Annotated in this window: 12 protein-coding genes and 1 pseudogene; 7 read left to right on the forward strand and 6 right to left on the reverse strand. The window is 61.9% G+C overall.

Annotation, left to right across the window (positions count from 1 at the left end; all coding sequences use genetic code 11):
* Positions 1-12: 12 nt before the first annotated feature.
* Positions 13-1,329 (reverse strand): hemolysin family protein, encoded by a 1,317-nt coding sequence (locus ACAH01_RS00510; RefSeq protein ID WP_170093107.1) that lies wholly within the window; start codon positions 1,327-1,329, stop codon positions 13-15.
* A 34-nt stretch (positions 1,330-1,363) separates the two neighbouring features.
* On the opposite strand from ACAH01_RS00510, the gene ACAH01_RS00515 reads away from it, so the two are divergent.
* Positions 1,364-1,606 carry a hypothetical protein gene (locus ACAH01_RS00515; RefSeq protein WP_372479886.1) on the forward strand — a complete coding sequence of 81 codons (243 nt, stop codon included), beginning with the start codon at positions 1,364-1,366 and terminating at the stop codon, positions 1,604-1,606.
* An 85-nt stretch (positions 1,607-1,691) separates the two neighbouring features.
* On the opposite strand, the gene ACAH01_RS00520 is transcribed toward ACAH01_RS00515, so the two are convergent.
* On the reverse strand, positions 1,692-1,913 hold the full coding sequence (locus tag ACAH01_RS00520) for a hypothetical protein (protein ID WP_372479887.1): 222 nt from the start codon (positions 1,911-1,913) through the stop codon (positions 1,692-1,694).
* A 152-nt stretch (positions 1,914-2,065) separates the two neighbouring features.
* The gene (locus ACAH01_RS00525) at positions 2,066-2,266 is read right to left on the reverse strand and encodes a hypothetical protein (protein ID WP_372479888.1); all 201 of its coding nucleotides are present in this window, start codon (positions 2,264-2,266) and stop codon (positions 2,066-2,068) included.
* Between the two features lie 433 nt (positions 2,267-2,699).
* Between ACAH01_RS00525 and ACAH01_RS00530 the strand changes: the two are divergent.
* A pseudogene (locus ACAH01_RS00530) lies at positions 2,700-2,771 on the forward strand (IS6 family transposase); the annotation flags it as partial.
* A gap of 20 nt (positions 2,772-2,791) precedes the next feature.
* On the opposite strand, the gene ACAH01_RS00535 reads toward ACAH01_RS00530, so the two are convergent.
* Genes ACAH01_RS00535 through ACAH01_RS00545 form a run of 3 tightly spaced genes read right to left on the reverse strand, consistent with a single transcriptional unit; the run spans position 2,792 to position 7,873 of the window.
* Entirely contained in the window at positions 2,792-6,910 is a 4,119-nt protein-coding gene (locus ACAH01_RS00535; protein WP_372479889.1) for a DNA-directed DNA polymerase II large subunit, read from the reverse strand.
* Positions 6,911-7,333 carry a PPC domain-containing DNA-binding protein gene (locus tag ACAH01_RS00540; protein WP_170093103.1) on the reverse strand — a complete coding sequence of 141 codons (423 nt, stop codon included), beginning with the start codon at positions 7,331-7,333 and terminating at the stop codon, positions 6,911-6,913.
* Positions 7,334-7,369: 36 nt separating this feature from the next.
* Entirely contained in the window at positions 7,370-7,873 is a 504-nt protein-coding gene (locus ACAH01_RS00545) for a 2'-5' RNA ligase family protein (RefSeq protein ID WP_372479890.1), read from the reverse strand.
* Positions 7,874-8,426: 553 nt separating this feature from the next.
* Between ACAH01_RS00545 and ACAH01_RS00550 the strand changes: the two genes are divergently transcribed.
* The 5 genes from ACAH01_RS00550 (at position 8,427) to ACAH01_RS00570 (ending at position 12,881) form a co-directional block, all read left to right on the forward strand.
* A complete protein-coding gene (locus tag ACAH01_RS00550) occupies positions 8,427-8,876 on the forward strand; it encodes a hypothetical protein (RefSeq protein WP_372479891.1) in 450 nt (149 codons plus the stop codon).
* Positions 8,877-8,934: 58 nt separating this feature from the next.
* A complete protein-coding gene (locus ACAH01_RS00555) occupies positions 8,935-9,759 on the forward strand; it encodes an IS5 family transposase (RefSeq protein ID WP_170092412.1) in 825 nt (274 codons plus the stop codon).
* Positions 9,760-10,263: 504 nt separating this feature from the next.
* The gene (locus tag ACAH01_RS00560) at positions 10,264-11,094 is read left to right on the forward strand and encodes an IS5 family transposase (RefSeq protein ID WP_372479458.1); all 831 of its coding nucleotides are present in this window, start codon (positions 10,264-10,266) and stop codon (positions 11,092-11,094) included.
* 60 nt (positions 11,095-11,154) lie between these two features.
* On the forward strand, positions 11,155-11,922 hold the full coding sequence (locus ACAH01_RS00565; protein WP_372480816.1) for an ABC transporter permease subunit: 768 nt from the start codon (positions 11,155-11,157) through the stop codon (positions 11,920-11,922).
* On the forward strand, positions 11,922-12,881 hold the full coding sequence (locus tag ACAH01_RS00570; protein ID WP_372479892.1) for an ABC transporter permease: 960 nt from the start codon (positions 11,922-11,924) through the stop codon (positions 12,879-12,881). The genes ACAH01_RS00565 and ACAH01_RS00570 overlap by 1 nt, the downstream gene beginning before the upstream one ends.
* Positions 12,882-12,897 lie beyond the last annotated feature (16 nt).

The raw sequence follows: 12,897 nt of genomic DNA on the forward strand, positions 1-12,897 counted from the left end.
GAACGTGGGGCGCTACTCGGCCGACTGAGACGGCCACAGCTCGACGGCAGCGATCCGTGCCCCGTCGACACGCAGGACGGAGATCCGGTAGCCGTCGGCCTCGATCTCGTCGTCGGCCTCCGGTGCGCGACCGAGGCGGTCCAGGACGAGCCCGCCGATCGTCTCGAAGGCGTCGCTCTGGAAGTCGCTGTCAAGCTCCTGGTTGACTGCCGAGAGGGGGACCGAGCCGCCGACGCGGTAGGAGCCGTCGTCGCGGTGCTCGATCGAGAGTTCGCGCTCGTCGGTGTCGAAGTTGTCCTGAATGTCCCCGACGAGCGTTTCCAGTACGTCTTCGACCGTCGCGATGCCCTCGAACGCGCCCCACTCGTCGATGACGACGGCCATCTGGCGCTGCTGGTCCTGGAACTCCCCGAGGAGCTCGTCGATCCGGGTCGACTCGGGGACGAGCGGGAGGTCCCGTGCGATGTCGCCCGCCGTCGCCGAGGACTCGTCGCCGGTCTCGATGACCCGCAACACGTCCTTGGCGTCGACGAAGCCGACGACATCGTCGTCCTCGTCCACGACGGGGTAGCGCGTGTGGCCCGCGTCGAGGACGACCGACCGGAGTTCGGCGACCGGCATGGCGGCGGGGACGCTGATCACGTCCGGCCGCGGGACCATCACCTCGCGAACGGACCGGTCGTCGAACTCGAAGACGCGCTGGATCATCTCGACTTCGCTCGCGTCGACGTGGCCGGCCTGCCCCGACCGGTTCAACACCCGCAGGATCTCCTCCTCTTCGAGCGTCTCCTCGCTCTCGGAGGCCGGTTCGACGCCGATCAGCTGCGTGAAGTAGTTCGCCGTCCCGTTGAACACGACGATGCCCGGATAGAAGAGATAGAAGAAGAACTTCATCGGCGCGGCGACCAGCAGCGAGATCTTCTCAGCGTCAGCGATGGCCAGCGTCTTCGGTGCGAGTTCGCCAAAGACCACGTGGAGGAAGGTGATGACGGTGAATCCGACGGCGAAGGCGACGGCGTGGAGCAGGCTCGGTGGCAGAATCGGAGCCAGCACCGGCTCCAGCAGGTCGGCGATGGCGGGCTCACCGACCCACCCCAGCCCCAGCGAGGCGACCGTGATCCCCAGTTGCGTCGTCGCGAGGTAGTCGTCGAGGTGGTCCATCACGTCGTCCAGCACGCCGGCACCGGCCGCCCCCTCTTCGACGAGCTGTTCGACGGAGGTCGCCCTGATCCGGACGAAGGCGAACTCCGAGGCGACGAAGAAGCCGTTCAGCAGGACCAGAAAGAGCGCGAGCGCGATACCCCCCAGCGAGAGTGCGATGTCGGTCATGTGGCCAGTCCTTCCAGCGTCTCGGGGTTAAACGGTGGGGTCGAGACAGGAAGTTCACTCCGCGCCCCGTCCCACGGAGACGGTCTGGCGGTTCACCGACGAGCACGACCGTGAGCTTCCAGCAGCCATCGACTCGGACGGCCGGATGCCCCCGGCGCTGGCCGACCGGCTCGTGTGCCGGTCCACCGACCCCAGCGAGGACCACAGCCACACGACCGACGGCCTCGCCGGCCTTCGGCTCCGACCACAGGTACTGGTGTTCTCGAAAGCGGAGTGAGAGTCGAGAAGGGGGTGACGAGGCCGACGAGAGCTGTGCTGTTGAATCGCTGTTCTTTCGATTTTTTATGGCCAGAAACAACCGTTCAGTAGGTGTGCGAATTGACCGCGAAAGAACTTTTCTGTTTTCGAATAATGAGTTTTCTCACCCGTTCGACGTGGTTCGTCTCGGATTGAACGAACGCTGTGAGGATGGTTTCGACGGTCTCGGAGCGGCTAGCTCCGAGATTGTCACACTCAGCCACCCATTCGTCCACTCCTCGTACGATTTCCTCGTCAACAGCGACGCCGAACTTCTCTTCCGCCATAGCTACAGCAATCTTAGAACAGCGTGCGACAAGTGTACGACGGTTTGGATTTGTTTGAGCTGGTTTAGCAATCCCTATGAACTCTTCTATGATACTCTCTACTTGTGGCTTAGGTCGACTGCTGTTGAAAGACGCGGTAGCCTGGATGGGCATCACGCTGTCTCCTCGCTGTTAAGCTCCTCCACCTGGCGATACACGAACAGCACGACGTAATAGACCACTAACATCGTCGCTGCAGCGACTGCCATCTCGCCGAACCGACCCAATACGAACTGATCGGTAACCGCCACGCTGAGCGCGCCGCCGAGCGCAAGCGTGAATAACCACATCGCTTTCCCGTCACTGTCGCTCATACTCTGCGAAACCGCCCGAAACATGTATTAGTTGTCATTATTATCGAACCGGCGAGTGCTTCCGATTGGTGTCATTCGCCACCGTACCGCTGCTCAAGATCGGATTGCGTAACGGCGATAGCGTAACTCAGGCAGGTTGCACCAGCGTACGACTGGCTCTGGCCAATCTGATCACTGTTCAGTTTTCAGTTGGCTGAACCAACTGTCTTTCTGATACTCCCCAGAAGGATCGTCGTCGGACCTACATGAATTGTCAGCGGTCGCTTCGGAATCCACCCAGTCACCTCAATCAAGCCGTCGGTCAGGGATCTCGTGTCTGAACAGGTGTCGCCCACGTGAGAGCGTCCTGCTGTCGGCTGAGTGACGCAACGAAAGAATCGGCACTGTCTAGTTGAGGGATTGAGGAACGAGCAGGCCGTAGCGAGAACTGATCATGGAACTCGCAGACCTGCTCAGAGAAACGTTAGAAACGGACGATCAAGACGTTTGGGAGAACGAGCGCACCCGCCGCGTAAAAAGGTGGTCTCACATGAAGTCGGCAATACCTGACTGTTTGTTCTTGTCGTTCTCGAACACGCGCTTGATCGACTTGTCGAGGATTTCGAGGCGTTGTTTGGTGTACTCCCGGCAGTCGAACTCCTCGGCGACCATCGTCGCCGTGTCGATGTACTTGTTGACCGACCCCTCGTGGACCGTGAGGTTGACGCGGCCGCCACACTCCCGGCAGTCGCCGGTGAGGGGCATCCGGCGGTACTTCTCGCCGCAGTCGAGACAGCGGACTTCCTGGCGGGAGAAGGCCCGGAGGTTGCCGATCAGGTCCGGCAGGAAGTGGTACTCGATGATCCGCTCTGCCACGTCCGTCTCGTCGACGGCCCGCAGCGTCCGCGAGAGGTCCAGCTGGGCGTCCATCTTGTCGGTCATCGACCCCAGGGTCTTGTACGCCGACAGGTCCGGGCCGAGCGCGATGTCGGAGGTGTCGTGGGTGTGGTCGAAGCCGGTGTACTCGTGGTCGGTGCCCAGCGTCTCCTCGGCGATGGTCATGATCTCCTCGACCTCGCCGGGGTCGGCCATCTCGCGGGTGGCCTCGTAGAACTCCCGTGGGTACTCCCGCATGATGTCGATGTTGTGGGCCTCGTCGTCGATCTCGCTGGGGTCGATCCGCGAGGACATCACGAGCGGTGCGTCCATCCGGCCACCGCGCTGGTTCGGCAGGAACGTCTTCGAGAAGTTCAACAGGCCGTCCATCAGCAGCATCACGCAGTCCTCGTCGCCGTCGCACTGGCCAGAGTAGATGCCGTCGAGGGCGACCGTGTGGGTGTCGGCGACGGTGAGACAGTAGACGTGGTTCGTGTCGCTCTCGACGTACTCGACCGACGCCACTTCGTCGAACGGAACGCCGTCGTCGGCTCCCGCCGAGGGCTGTGGGGTATCGCTCGCCGTCATCACGGTCGTCTCGCCGCCGTCGTAGGCCGGGAGTTCGTCGCCGGCCGAGAGTTCGCTGGCCGGTGTTTCTTCGATCCCGTCACCGCTCCGTCGCAGCATCGTGTGGTCGGGGGTCACCCGCAGCGAGCGGTCGCCGACCTCGATGCGGACCATGTGATCGGGAGCGTGGTGTTTCGAGACCGCCTCGACTGGCTTGCGACACGGGCGACCGTCGGCGTCGACCGAGGGCACCGTGACGTCGCCGTCCAGTTCCTCGACCAGCGTCCCGAAGTCGTCCTCGCGCGGGTCGTCGAGTCGCTCCTCGACGAGGTCGGCGATGGGGCCGTACTGCCAGTCGCCGGTCTCGTCCTCGTACCAGAGTCGCGAGTCGGGGTGAAAGCAGTTGCGCCGCTTGGCGGCGTGGAAGTACGGATGCGCGTACCCGACCGCCGCGGAGGTGAAGCCGACGACGCGCCCGACCGTCGCGGCGCTTGTGTGGGGTGCCATCCCGAAGACGAGTTCGCCGACGAGCTCCTCGCGGTCGTCGAGTTCGTAGAACCTGTCGAGCCCGTAGTACTGCTCGAGGAGGTCGTCGACGAACGCGGCGGTCTTGAGCATGTGCTCGGCCGCGCCATCCGAGAGCACCACGTCCTGGACTCTGAGCTCGACGAGCTGGTCCTCGTGGCGCAGCGGATCGCCGTGGATGTCTTCCTCGTAGCCCAGCCCGCGGAGCTGGTCGACGCTCACGTCGAGCTCCGACGCCCGGACCGCGGTGACCGGCAGGTCCGTCATGTCGTAGCGGACGGTGCCGTCTTTGAACGCCGACACGTCGTGTTTCGCCCGGAGGATCCCCTTCTCCATCGGTTCGGGGATCTTCTCCTTGGAGGTCAGCCCCTCGACGCCTTTGACGATGTCGAAGGCCGTCTCGCGTTCGCCGACGGCAGCGAGCGCGTCGCGGAACTCCTCGCCGAGGTCGATGGCCTCGTACTGGGTGGGGTAGGCCATCGTCTCGCAGTGGGCACACTCGGCTCGGCCCGACTCGTCGGGCTCGACCTCGGAGTCGCAGTCGGGACAGACGTAGACGGCGTCGGTGACGCCGTTGCAGTCCGGACAGCGGCCCCGGAAGCTCTCGGTGCCACAGTCCCGACAGCGGCGGCGACCGACCTCGACCTCGACGAGGCCCTGCTGGTCGTTCATCTCCTCGGCGTGTTTGGTGGCGTCGGCGACCGAGCGCTGAGCGCCGCCGGCTTCGTCGATGGGGAACAGCGTGTGGACGGCCGGTGACAGCTCTCGCTCCTCTGATTTCTCGGGGCGGCCCATCCGGTTGCCGATCCGGGTCGGGGCGCGCTCGCGGAGCCGGAAGGGGGCGATCTCGTTGATCGCCTCGATGGCGTTGTCGCCGTCCGCGTACGTGCGGGCGTCCTCCGAGAGGTCGTCGAGCGACCACTCGCGTTCGAGAGCGGCGTCGAAGCCAAGCGTCCGGACCAGTGGCTCCCAGTCGGGGACGACGATGGTGTCCTCGCGCTGGGTGTGCTCGACCAGCAGGTGTTCGAGCGTCTGGGCGACGGGCTCGCGGTTCGGGAGAACGAGGTCGCCGTCGGTATCACGGTCCGGCGACGGCGTTGCTACGGCTGCGCCGTCCGTCTCGGCCCTCTCGGCGTCTTCGACGGCGGCCGCCAGCGCGCCGACGGCGTCGACGGTCACGTCGTGCCAGCAGTAGGTATACTTCGGGTGCAGGGGAGCGTCGTACGCCTCGGCCCACCGCAGCGCCTCCTCGGCGGTCGGATCGGCCAGGTCGACGTGAACGTCGTCTTGCAGGGCCTGGAGGTCGCCACCGGCGTCGTCGAACTCCTGTCGCCACCACTCGACGGTGTAGGAGGCCGGCACGAGCGGGTGGTTGTTCTCGACGAACTCGCCGTAGTTGACGAGGTACTCGCCCAGATCCAGCACCTTCTCGACGCCGTTGCGGACCTCGATGGCGTCGGCCGGGTCGTCGATCCGGCGCACGTCCCCGTTGGCGAGCTTGACCGTCGGCCCCTCGATGGTGTCGACCGGGACCACGCCAGCGGCCTTGCCGGGCCGTTCGGTCTTGATCTGGGTGCCGGTCGCGAGGAAGTCGTCGACCAGGTGCATCGTCGCGGGGTGGACGCCGGCAGTCGCGTTGCCGTGGTTGCGCGCCCGGCCGTAGCGGAGGCGAAAGCCGCCGGGTTCGCTCGGGTGTGAGAAGACGGGTCGGCCGGCGATGAGGTCACGGAGGAACTTCGTACTGGGATCGGCACGCGGCGGGCCGTCGTCGTCCCCGTCGCTCTCCTCGTCCTCGCCGTCGCTCTCTTCGTCCCCGTCGTCGACCTCCTCGTCCTCGCCGTCGTCCCCGCCGTCTTTGCCGATCGTTCCGTCGATGAGGTCCTGTAGCCACGGCCAGTCGACCTCGTCCAGGTTGCGGGTGTAGCGCTGGATCTTCGGGGCCTTCAGCGCGATGCCCTCCGCGGCGACGAGACACATCCCACCGCGGGCGGAGTTGGTGTCGACCCGTTCGAGGTCCCGAAAGCCCGAGACCTCCTCGTCGCCGGTCGCCTCGCCGTCCAGCATGATCGGCATGTGCTCGGCGATGAACTTCGACTCTTTCTCCTTTGGCGAGTACTGGAGGCCCGTCTCCTTGTCGTAGAGTTCGATCTCCTCGGCGTAGCGGTTGACCTCCTCGTCGCGTGCGTTGTACTCCTCGATGCCCAGCAGCGCGCGGGCGTAGTCGGCCACGAGGACCGAGAGTGCCTGTGCGGTCCCGCCGGCCGAGCGGATCGGGCCGGCGTAGTAGACGTTGACGAACTCGGTGCCGTCGTCGTTTTCGAGGATCTCGACGCGGTCGATCCCCTCGATCGGTGCGGCGACGACCCCCTCGGTCAGCAGGGCGACGGCCGTTCGAACGGCTCCCTCGACCTTGCCGGCCTTGGAGTCGTAGTTCCCGACCTCGCCCTCCACGAAGTCAGAGACCAGCTCCAGTGCGGCCTCCTCTCTGCTCATCTCGCCTTCGAGTTCGCGCACCCGCTCGGCGACGCCGTCGATCCCGAGGATGTTCTCGACGCGGTCGGCCATGTCGCGGGCCGTCGGGATCTCGACCTCGGGGACGGGATCGCCGCCGCGTCGCTTGGCCGCCTGGGCCACCTCGAAGGCGTCGTCGAGCTGGGATTCCAGGCGGTCGAAGTAGCGTTCGTCGACCTCGCGCATCTACAGCCCCCAGAGGTCCAGCTCCGTCGTCTCGTCGTGCTCGCGCACGAGCTCGGCGTCGAAGGCGCGAACGTGGAGTTCTCCGGCGAAGACGGTCGCGCTGTTGAGGTGGCCCGCAAGCGCCGACCCGTCGGGTCGCGAGAGGACGGCGTGGGTGTGGGCGAACGGCTCCCCGTCGAGCAGCGAGACGTTGCCGACGCAGGCCGCCACCTCCAGCGGTTCCGGGAAGGTCACGGCGTCGTACTCCTGGCGTTCCTGGTCGTAGAAGTAGATCTCGGCGTCCTCGACGGCACCGAGCCCCTGGAAGAAGGCCGCGTCGATCCCCTGCTCGTCGGCGAAGTCCTCGATCTGGGCGCGCCAGTCACGCCCGGTTTCGAGCCGACAGACGTACTCTCGGGTGGTCTCGACTTCGCGGTAATCCATACTGGAGTGAGAGGGCAGGGCAGGGCAAAAGGGTTGTCACCCGAGGGAAACCCGGCCGGACTCCACCGCGTGGGCCGCGTCGTAGAAGGCCAGTTCGTCGACGACCCACTCGATAGGTTCGATGTCGCGGTCGAGCAGCCGACGCCCGCTGGCCCGGTCGCCGCCACGCGCGACGGTGACGTGTGGCGTGTACTCCTCGCCCTCGACCCGCGGGACGGTGTGGAACGCGTCACAGAGAGTGCGGTGGAGGTCGTGCAACCCCGGACTCTCGACGGCGAGGTAGACGACCGGGGCCGTCCCGGAGGTCGGCTCGGCGAACCAGTCGACGCCCGTGATGCGGACCGCGACGGCGGGCTGGTCGGCGAGGACCTCCCGAGCGCGAGCCTCGACGACGCTGGCGGGGTGGTCGTCGGTCGCGAGCCGCTTGGCGACCATCGAGTGCTCGCCGCGGGGGCGCGGGCTCGCGCTGGGCCACTCGCGAGCCAGGTCGCTCGCCAGCCGCGCGACCTCGCCCGGAACGGGGACGTTCAGGCTGAACACGTCCGGACCGACGGCGGCGACGGCGAAAAGCGACCCGATTTCGACCGATCGTACACGCTGTTCGAAAGCGATTTATTTACCCAATCGTCCCCGTTGTGTGTTCGCATACAATTCTTATGTAACGACAGCACTGGTCCATCAGACGGCGACTGTCGTTCGACGTGGTCTAGATTCACATTGATACCAGACACCCTTTACGTTGATGTCAGAAGATAACAACGGCGTTTCCAATATCGATCGTAGATCAGTTCTCCAAAAGCTGAGCGCGACGTCTGCATTGACCGTCTTCGGAACGACTGCCGGTGCGGCACAGCAAGGTCGGCAGCGAGATCATAACGGTAGCGAGATGACGCGGAAGACAATCGAGTTGGATACTAGTAATCGTTCTGGTCTCGAGTCCGCCACCATCAAATTCGTACAAGATGGGAGCGTAATCAAGTCGCGGACGAACATCCACATAAGCCAAGAGGCACCGTCAGTTGAAGCGCAATCCCAGGGCGGGGGCCACGGTACATGGTACTCTATATCACTCGATCCGAAACAGGCCAGGAGCATGACTAACACCGACAGCGAGGACGAGTCCGTGTCTCGGCTTGGAGAAGGCGATTTCTCGGTGTCCGAAAAAGACGTCGAAAATTTCGATGCGAGTATGGGCCAGAGAACGACTAGTGGAGACATCAGTGCCCAAGACTTACCCGAGCCTGACTGGGGAGACAATTGGGAAGCTGCGGCCTGGGCCGAGACGAACTCTAGTGAATGTGGATCATTGGCACGGTCCAACTCTGTCCTCAATTACACTCCAGAAAGTGGTAACTGCAAGTTTGATGATCATTCAATCATCACTCAGAACGTGGATGGTGCAGCCTGCGATGGTGATCAGTTCGGGGACCGATTCCCCTGTCGTGAACTTCCACCAGTAACAGACTGTGACGTTCCGGAGTCATTCAACACGCACTGGTACACCGAAGACTACAGTTACGGAAAGAGCTGCTGTGTTGAATAGCGATTTAATCGCTGACATCACGGATTAGAAGGGCGAAGCCGAGGAAATCGAGCTTGGTATGGAGATCGATCTCCTCGACTTCATTGAGCAGTGTCGGCACCTGGCTAAACAAGCGTTGGGGAAGCACGCGGGCGAGCCCGCCAGCGGCGGGTTCGCCCGCTGGATCCACGTCGTCTTGCACTGTTATCGGCTCGAAGACGGCCACAGCTACCGTGAAACGCCGAACCGGTTGGAGTACATGGCGGAGATCCGTGATGCCCTCAACCTTGATCGGGACGATCTGCCAGATTACACGACGATCTACAAATCATTCGACCGGCTGGAAATGTGGGTCTGGCGGGCGCTGCTGCGCATTTCTGCGCAGCAGCACCCGCAGTCTGGCCACGCCGCACTCGACAGTACGTTCTTCGACCGCCGCGCTGCCTCATCGTACTACCGCCAGCGGTCGGGAAGTAACGTGCAAACGCTGAAAGTGACGACACTAACCGATAGAGAGTCGCTTGCCGTCCTTGACGTACATATTTCGGCCCGGTGGAAACACGATACGAAAACCGGGCCGCAGGTCGTCCGCCGGAACGCGGACGACCTGCTGTCCGTCGCAGCTGACAAGGCCTTCCACAACTGGATCACGAAATACGAGTTCTACACACTCGGTGTCGAACCACTCATCTTACAGCGTGGATCCAGACCACTGACGCAAGGACACAACGCACTCATCCGGTCAAAAGGCTACTCTCAGCGCTGGATGGCCGAGACTTCGTATTCGACAACAAAGCGCTCGCTCGGCGATGCCGTGCGAGCGCTCGGGTGGTATCGACAGTTCCGTGAGATTGTCCTGATGTTCGCTGTCTCCAACATAGAACCGCTCTGTGAACCACTCTAACCGTGACTCAGTATCTATTCAACACGGCAGAAAGAGCAGCAATGAACTGAACCACTCGGCAGAGTTCTATAACACGGACTTCCCGCTTATCGCCAAAACGAATGCGGACCACGAAGCAAACGTCTGGTGGGAAGGAAACTCACTGAACATAAACGCGACGATAGACCACTACGGAACCATCAACGAGGCAATCCGATTCTTCCTGAAAAAAGACACAGGGGTCAAGTTCTTCTAAGCTAGCAGAAAGAACCTTTAGGACCCCTCTGTTTCCCAGGTTCGAAGAGGGGAAACTTCCTTCCTTATTCACCACATATAATATCAAAAAACACATGTGTATTGGCAATTCATTCGATGATGATGTCCTCCGAGAGTAAGAAGGGGATTCCCTCCACCGCTGTTCCGTTTCGACGACGGTTTTGGACTCTTCGGCTCTGTTGAATCACTAGACGGCGTCGGGATAGGTCGCTAAATCAAAGGAGTTGAAGCGGGATGATTTGGTTGTCCATGACACAAATCTCCCGCTTCACTGGAGAGATTGTACCGATTGCTCAAAGAGTTACTGGCGATGGAGACGAATCCGCCGCCCCGGAAGGTGGCGGCGGATTCGCCGATTACGCCCTCGTTTCTCTCCATTGTCTGCGGATTTACCTTGATGCGTCCTACCGAATGACGATTGACCTGCTCAAAGAGATGCCACAAATAACCGGGGAGATCGGCCTCAATGCGGCCGATCTTCCCTCTCCATCCACGTTGTGTAAAGCGTTCGACCGGATCGAGATGAGCGTTTGTCGAGTGTTGCTGCGCCAGTCGGCGCAGCTACACGACCCATCGAAACACGCTGCTATCGACGCCACATTCTACGAACGCTCGGCCGCCAGCCGCCACTACTGCCAGCGAATCAGCTACCGCGTGCAGAAGCTAAAAGTCACGAAACTCGTCGATACAGACACTCAAGCCGTCCTTGACGTACACTGTTCGACGAATAGGGAAGGAAGCGACGCAGACCTCGCCGAGCAGATCGCCCGTCGGAACGCGGGCGATCTGCGGTCTCTGGCCGCCGACAAAGGCTATGACAAGCAAGCGCTCCGCGAAGCATTGCGTGAACTCGGCATCAGACCCCTGATCAAGCACCGCATCTTCGCTCCCTACGACCACGCACACAACGCCAGAATCGACGAACAGCGATACAACCAGCGCTCGATGACTGAGACCGTCAATTCGGCTGTGAAGCGCTCGCTCGGCTTCGCCGTGCGAGCGCGATCCTGGTTTCGTGAGTTCCGCGAAATCGCCCTGATGTGTGTCGTCTACAACATCAAACGTGCTGTGAAACAATGAAATCTACCGCCTTATGGCGATTCAACACAGCCGACTCTTCTGATTCTGAAGTCCCAGTTACTGTGTCGGTCCGTTCGGAACTGGCTACTCGTCGCTGGTGTCATCGCAATGTTCGTTGCCGGCGCGATGGTATCTGTAGGCGCCGACACGTCATCGGTCGTACGGGTACCATTACTCGCACTTGAGGCAAACCACAGCGCAGTCAGTCGGTTCTGGCTTCGCATCTTTGATTTGTCCACCCTGTTCCTCCCATTTTTAGCATTTTTATGTGGCTATGGGTCGATCCATGGTGGCAGCGGACGTGGTAACCTTACGTGTCTCGGGTCGCTTCCCCTGACGAGAGGCGAAATCTACCTCGCGACAGTCGTCGCCCACTTGGCTGCCTTCGCGATCGTGCTGGCGACCGGAACGGCGATCGGCATACTGACTATGATGGCGTTCGGTGCGAGTGGTTCCCTAATTCGCCAGTTCGGTACGGGATTTCTCACGATCAGCCTAGGACTGGCACTCATCGCACCGGGGATCGGCCTCTCCGCCCTTGCCTCAACGAGGAAGCAAGGGATTCTCGGCATCATCGGTGGAGGTTTCGCCATGGTGTACGGTATTCCGTTTCTGCTTGCACGTAGGTCAGTGTTCATCATCCTCCATCCGTTCCAGTCCTATGCACAGTTACTCACCACTCAGGTTGAGGCCGCGTACTCGCCACTGATACAGTTGTATTCCCCACAACTTCTCTCTCCATTCGTCGCCGTCGCCGTCCTCGCCGGATGGGTCTGCTGTCCGATCACGCTCGGTTACCTGTGCGTCCGGAACGAGGTGATCGGTTGATGACTTCCGGAATTGTCGGTGAGTGCGACGCCACTACGGGAGCGACGAGATCACTGCGGACAATCGGTGCGATAACCCGGCTGGAAGGGCGGCGTCTCCTGACATCGAAGTCGATACTCGTCGCGCTCGCGTTCGTCGTGTTCTCGACCTGGCGGGTCGCCGGGAACGTCAACCCGATAGACGGGACGGACGGGGGACGAGCAACGTATTTTATGATTCTGAATAAACCGGAAACCCTGGATGGCTCCTACGCCGTCTACGGCTTCGTTAGTACTGCCTGGCACGTCAATTCGCTCGTCTTCCTGATCCCGGTCGTAGGACTGTTGATCGGCTACCCGACCATCGTGAATCCACGGACGGACGGACAGCTCCAGACACTGCTGGCGTTCCCCTGCCCTCGCGCCGAGATGCTCGCTGGAATGTATTTGGGACGGGCGGGAGTGTTCGTGCTTGGCCTCGTCGTAGCATTGGGCGTCGGTTGGATCGGGATAGTGACACACTTCGAGACCGCATCTGTGTGGCGGTTCCTCATCTTCGCTACGGTCACGCTCGTGTACGGTGTCGTCTGGACGAGCATCGGCATCGCGCTGTCGGCCTCGTTCAGCACCGATCGACATGTTGCGACGGCTGTCGTCGTCTTCGTTCTGGTCACAGTCTTCAACTGGCACGGCCGCCTTCTCGACGTCGTCGGTCTCTCTCCCGGGGGGTTCGTGCTCGATCCACAACAAGCTTATCTCACGCTCGTCGCCGCGCCGTACGACGACATGGTACCGAAGCTTCACCAGATCGCAGCCGGTGATATCGACGGGTTTTCGACCGCGTTTCTCTCCACCAGCGAGGTCACGGCGAATCCACCCGTCGCCTTCACCTGGCCGGTGGCAGTTGGGGTATTGCTCATCTGGATCGTCACTCCATTACTGTACACCCACAGTCGAATTGCGAACCTCGAACTTCACTGAGAGATATGACACCCAC

The organism is Halomicrobium sp. HM KBTZ05 (assembly GCF_041530035.1).
Taxonomy (GTDB): Archaea; Halobacteriota; Halobacteria; order Halobacteriales; family Haloarculaceae; genus Halomicrobium.

What these genes read in the sequence shown, in the direction of transcription:
- ACAH01_RS00520 (WP_372479887.1), bottom strand. Translation starts at nt 1,913, where the DNA reads ATGGCGGAAGAGAAGTTCGGCGTCGCTGTTGACGAGGAAATCGTACGA.
- ACAH01_RS00570 (WP_372479892.1), top strand. Translation starts at nt 11,922, where the DNA reads ATGACTTCCGGAATTGTCGGTGAGTGCGACGCCACTACGGGAGCGACG.
- ACAH01_RS00525 (WP_372479888.1), bottom strand. Translation starts at nt 2,266, where the DNA reads ATGAGCGACAGTGACGGGAAAGCGATGTGGTTATTCACGCTTGCGCTC.
- ACAH01_RS00535 (WP_372479889.1), bottom strand. Translation starts at nt 6,910, where the DNA reads ATGCGCGAGGTCGACGAACGCTACTTCGACCGCCTGGAATCCCAGCTC.
- ACAH01_RS00510 (WP_170093107.1), bottom strand. Translation starts at nt 1,329, where the DNA reads ATGACCGACATCGCACTCTCGCTGGGGGGTATCGCGCTCGCGCTCTTT.
- ACAH01_RS00550 (WP_372479891.1), top strand. Translation starts at nt 8,427, where the DNA reads ATGACTAACACCGACAGCGAGGACGAGTCCGTGTCTCGGCTTGGAGAA.
- ACAH01_RS00540 (WP_170093103.1), bottom strand. Translation starts at nt 7,333, where the DNA reads ATGGATTACCGCGAAGTCGAGACCACCCGAGAGTACGTCTGTCGGCTC.
- ACAH01_RS00560 (WP_372479458.1), top strand. Translation starts at nt 10,264, where the DNA reads ATGACACAAATCTCCCGCTTCACTGGAGAGATTGTACCGATTGCTCAA.
- ACAH01_RS00555 (WP_170092412.1), top strand. Translation starts at nt 8,935, where the DNA reads ATGGAGATCGATCTCCTCGACTTCATTGAGCAGTGTCGGCACCTGGCT.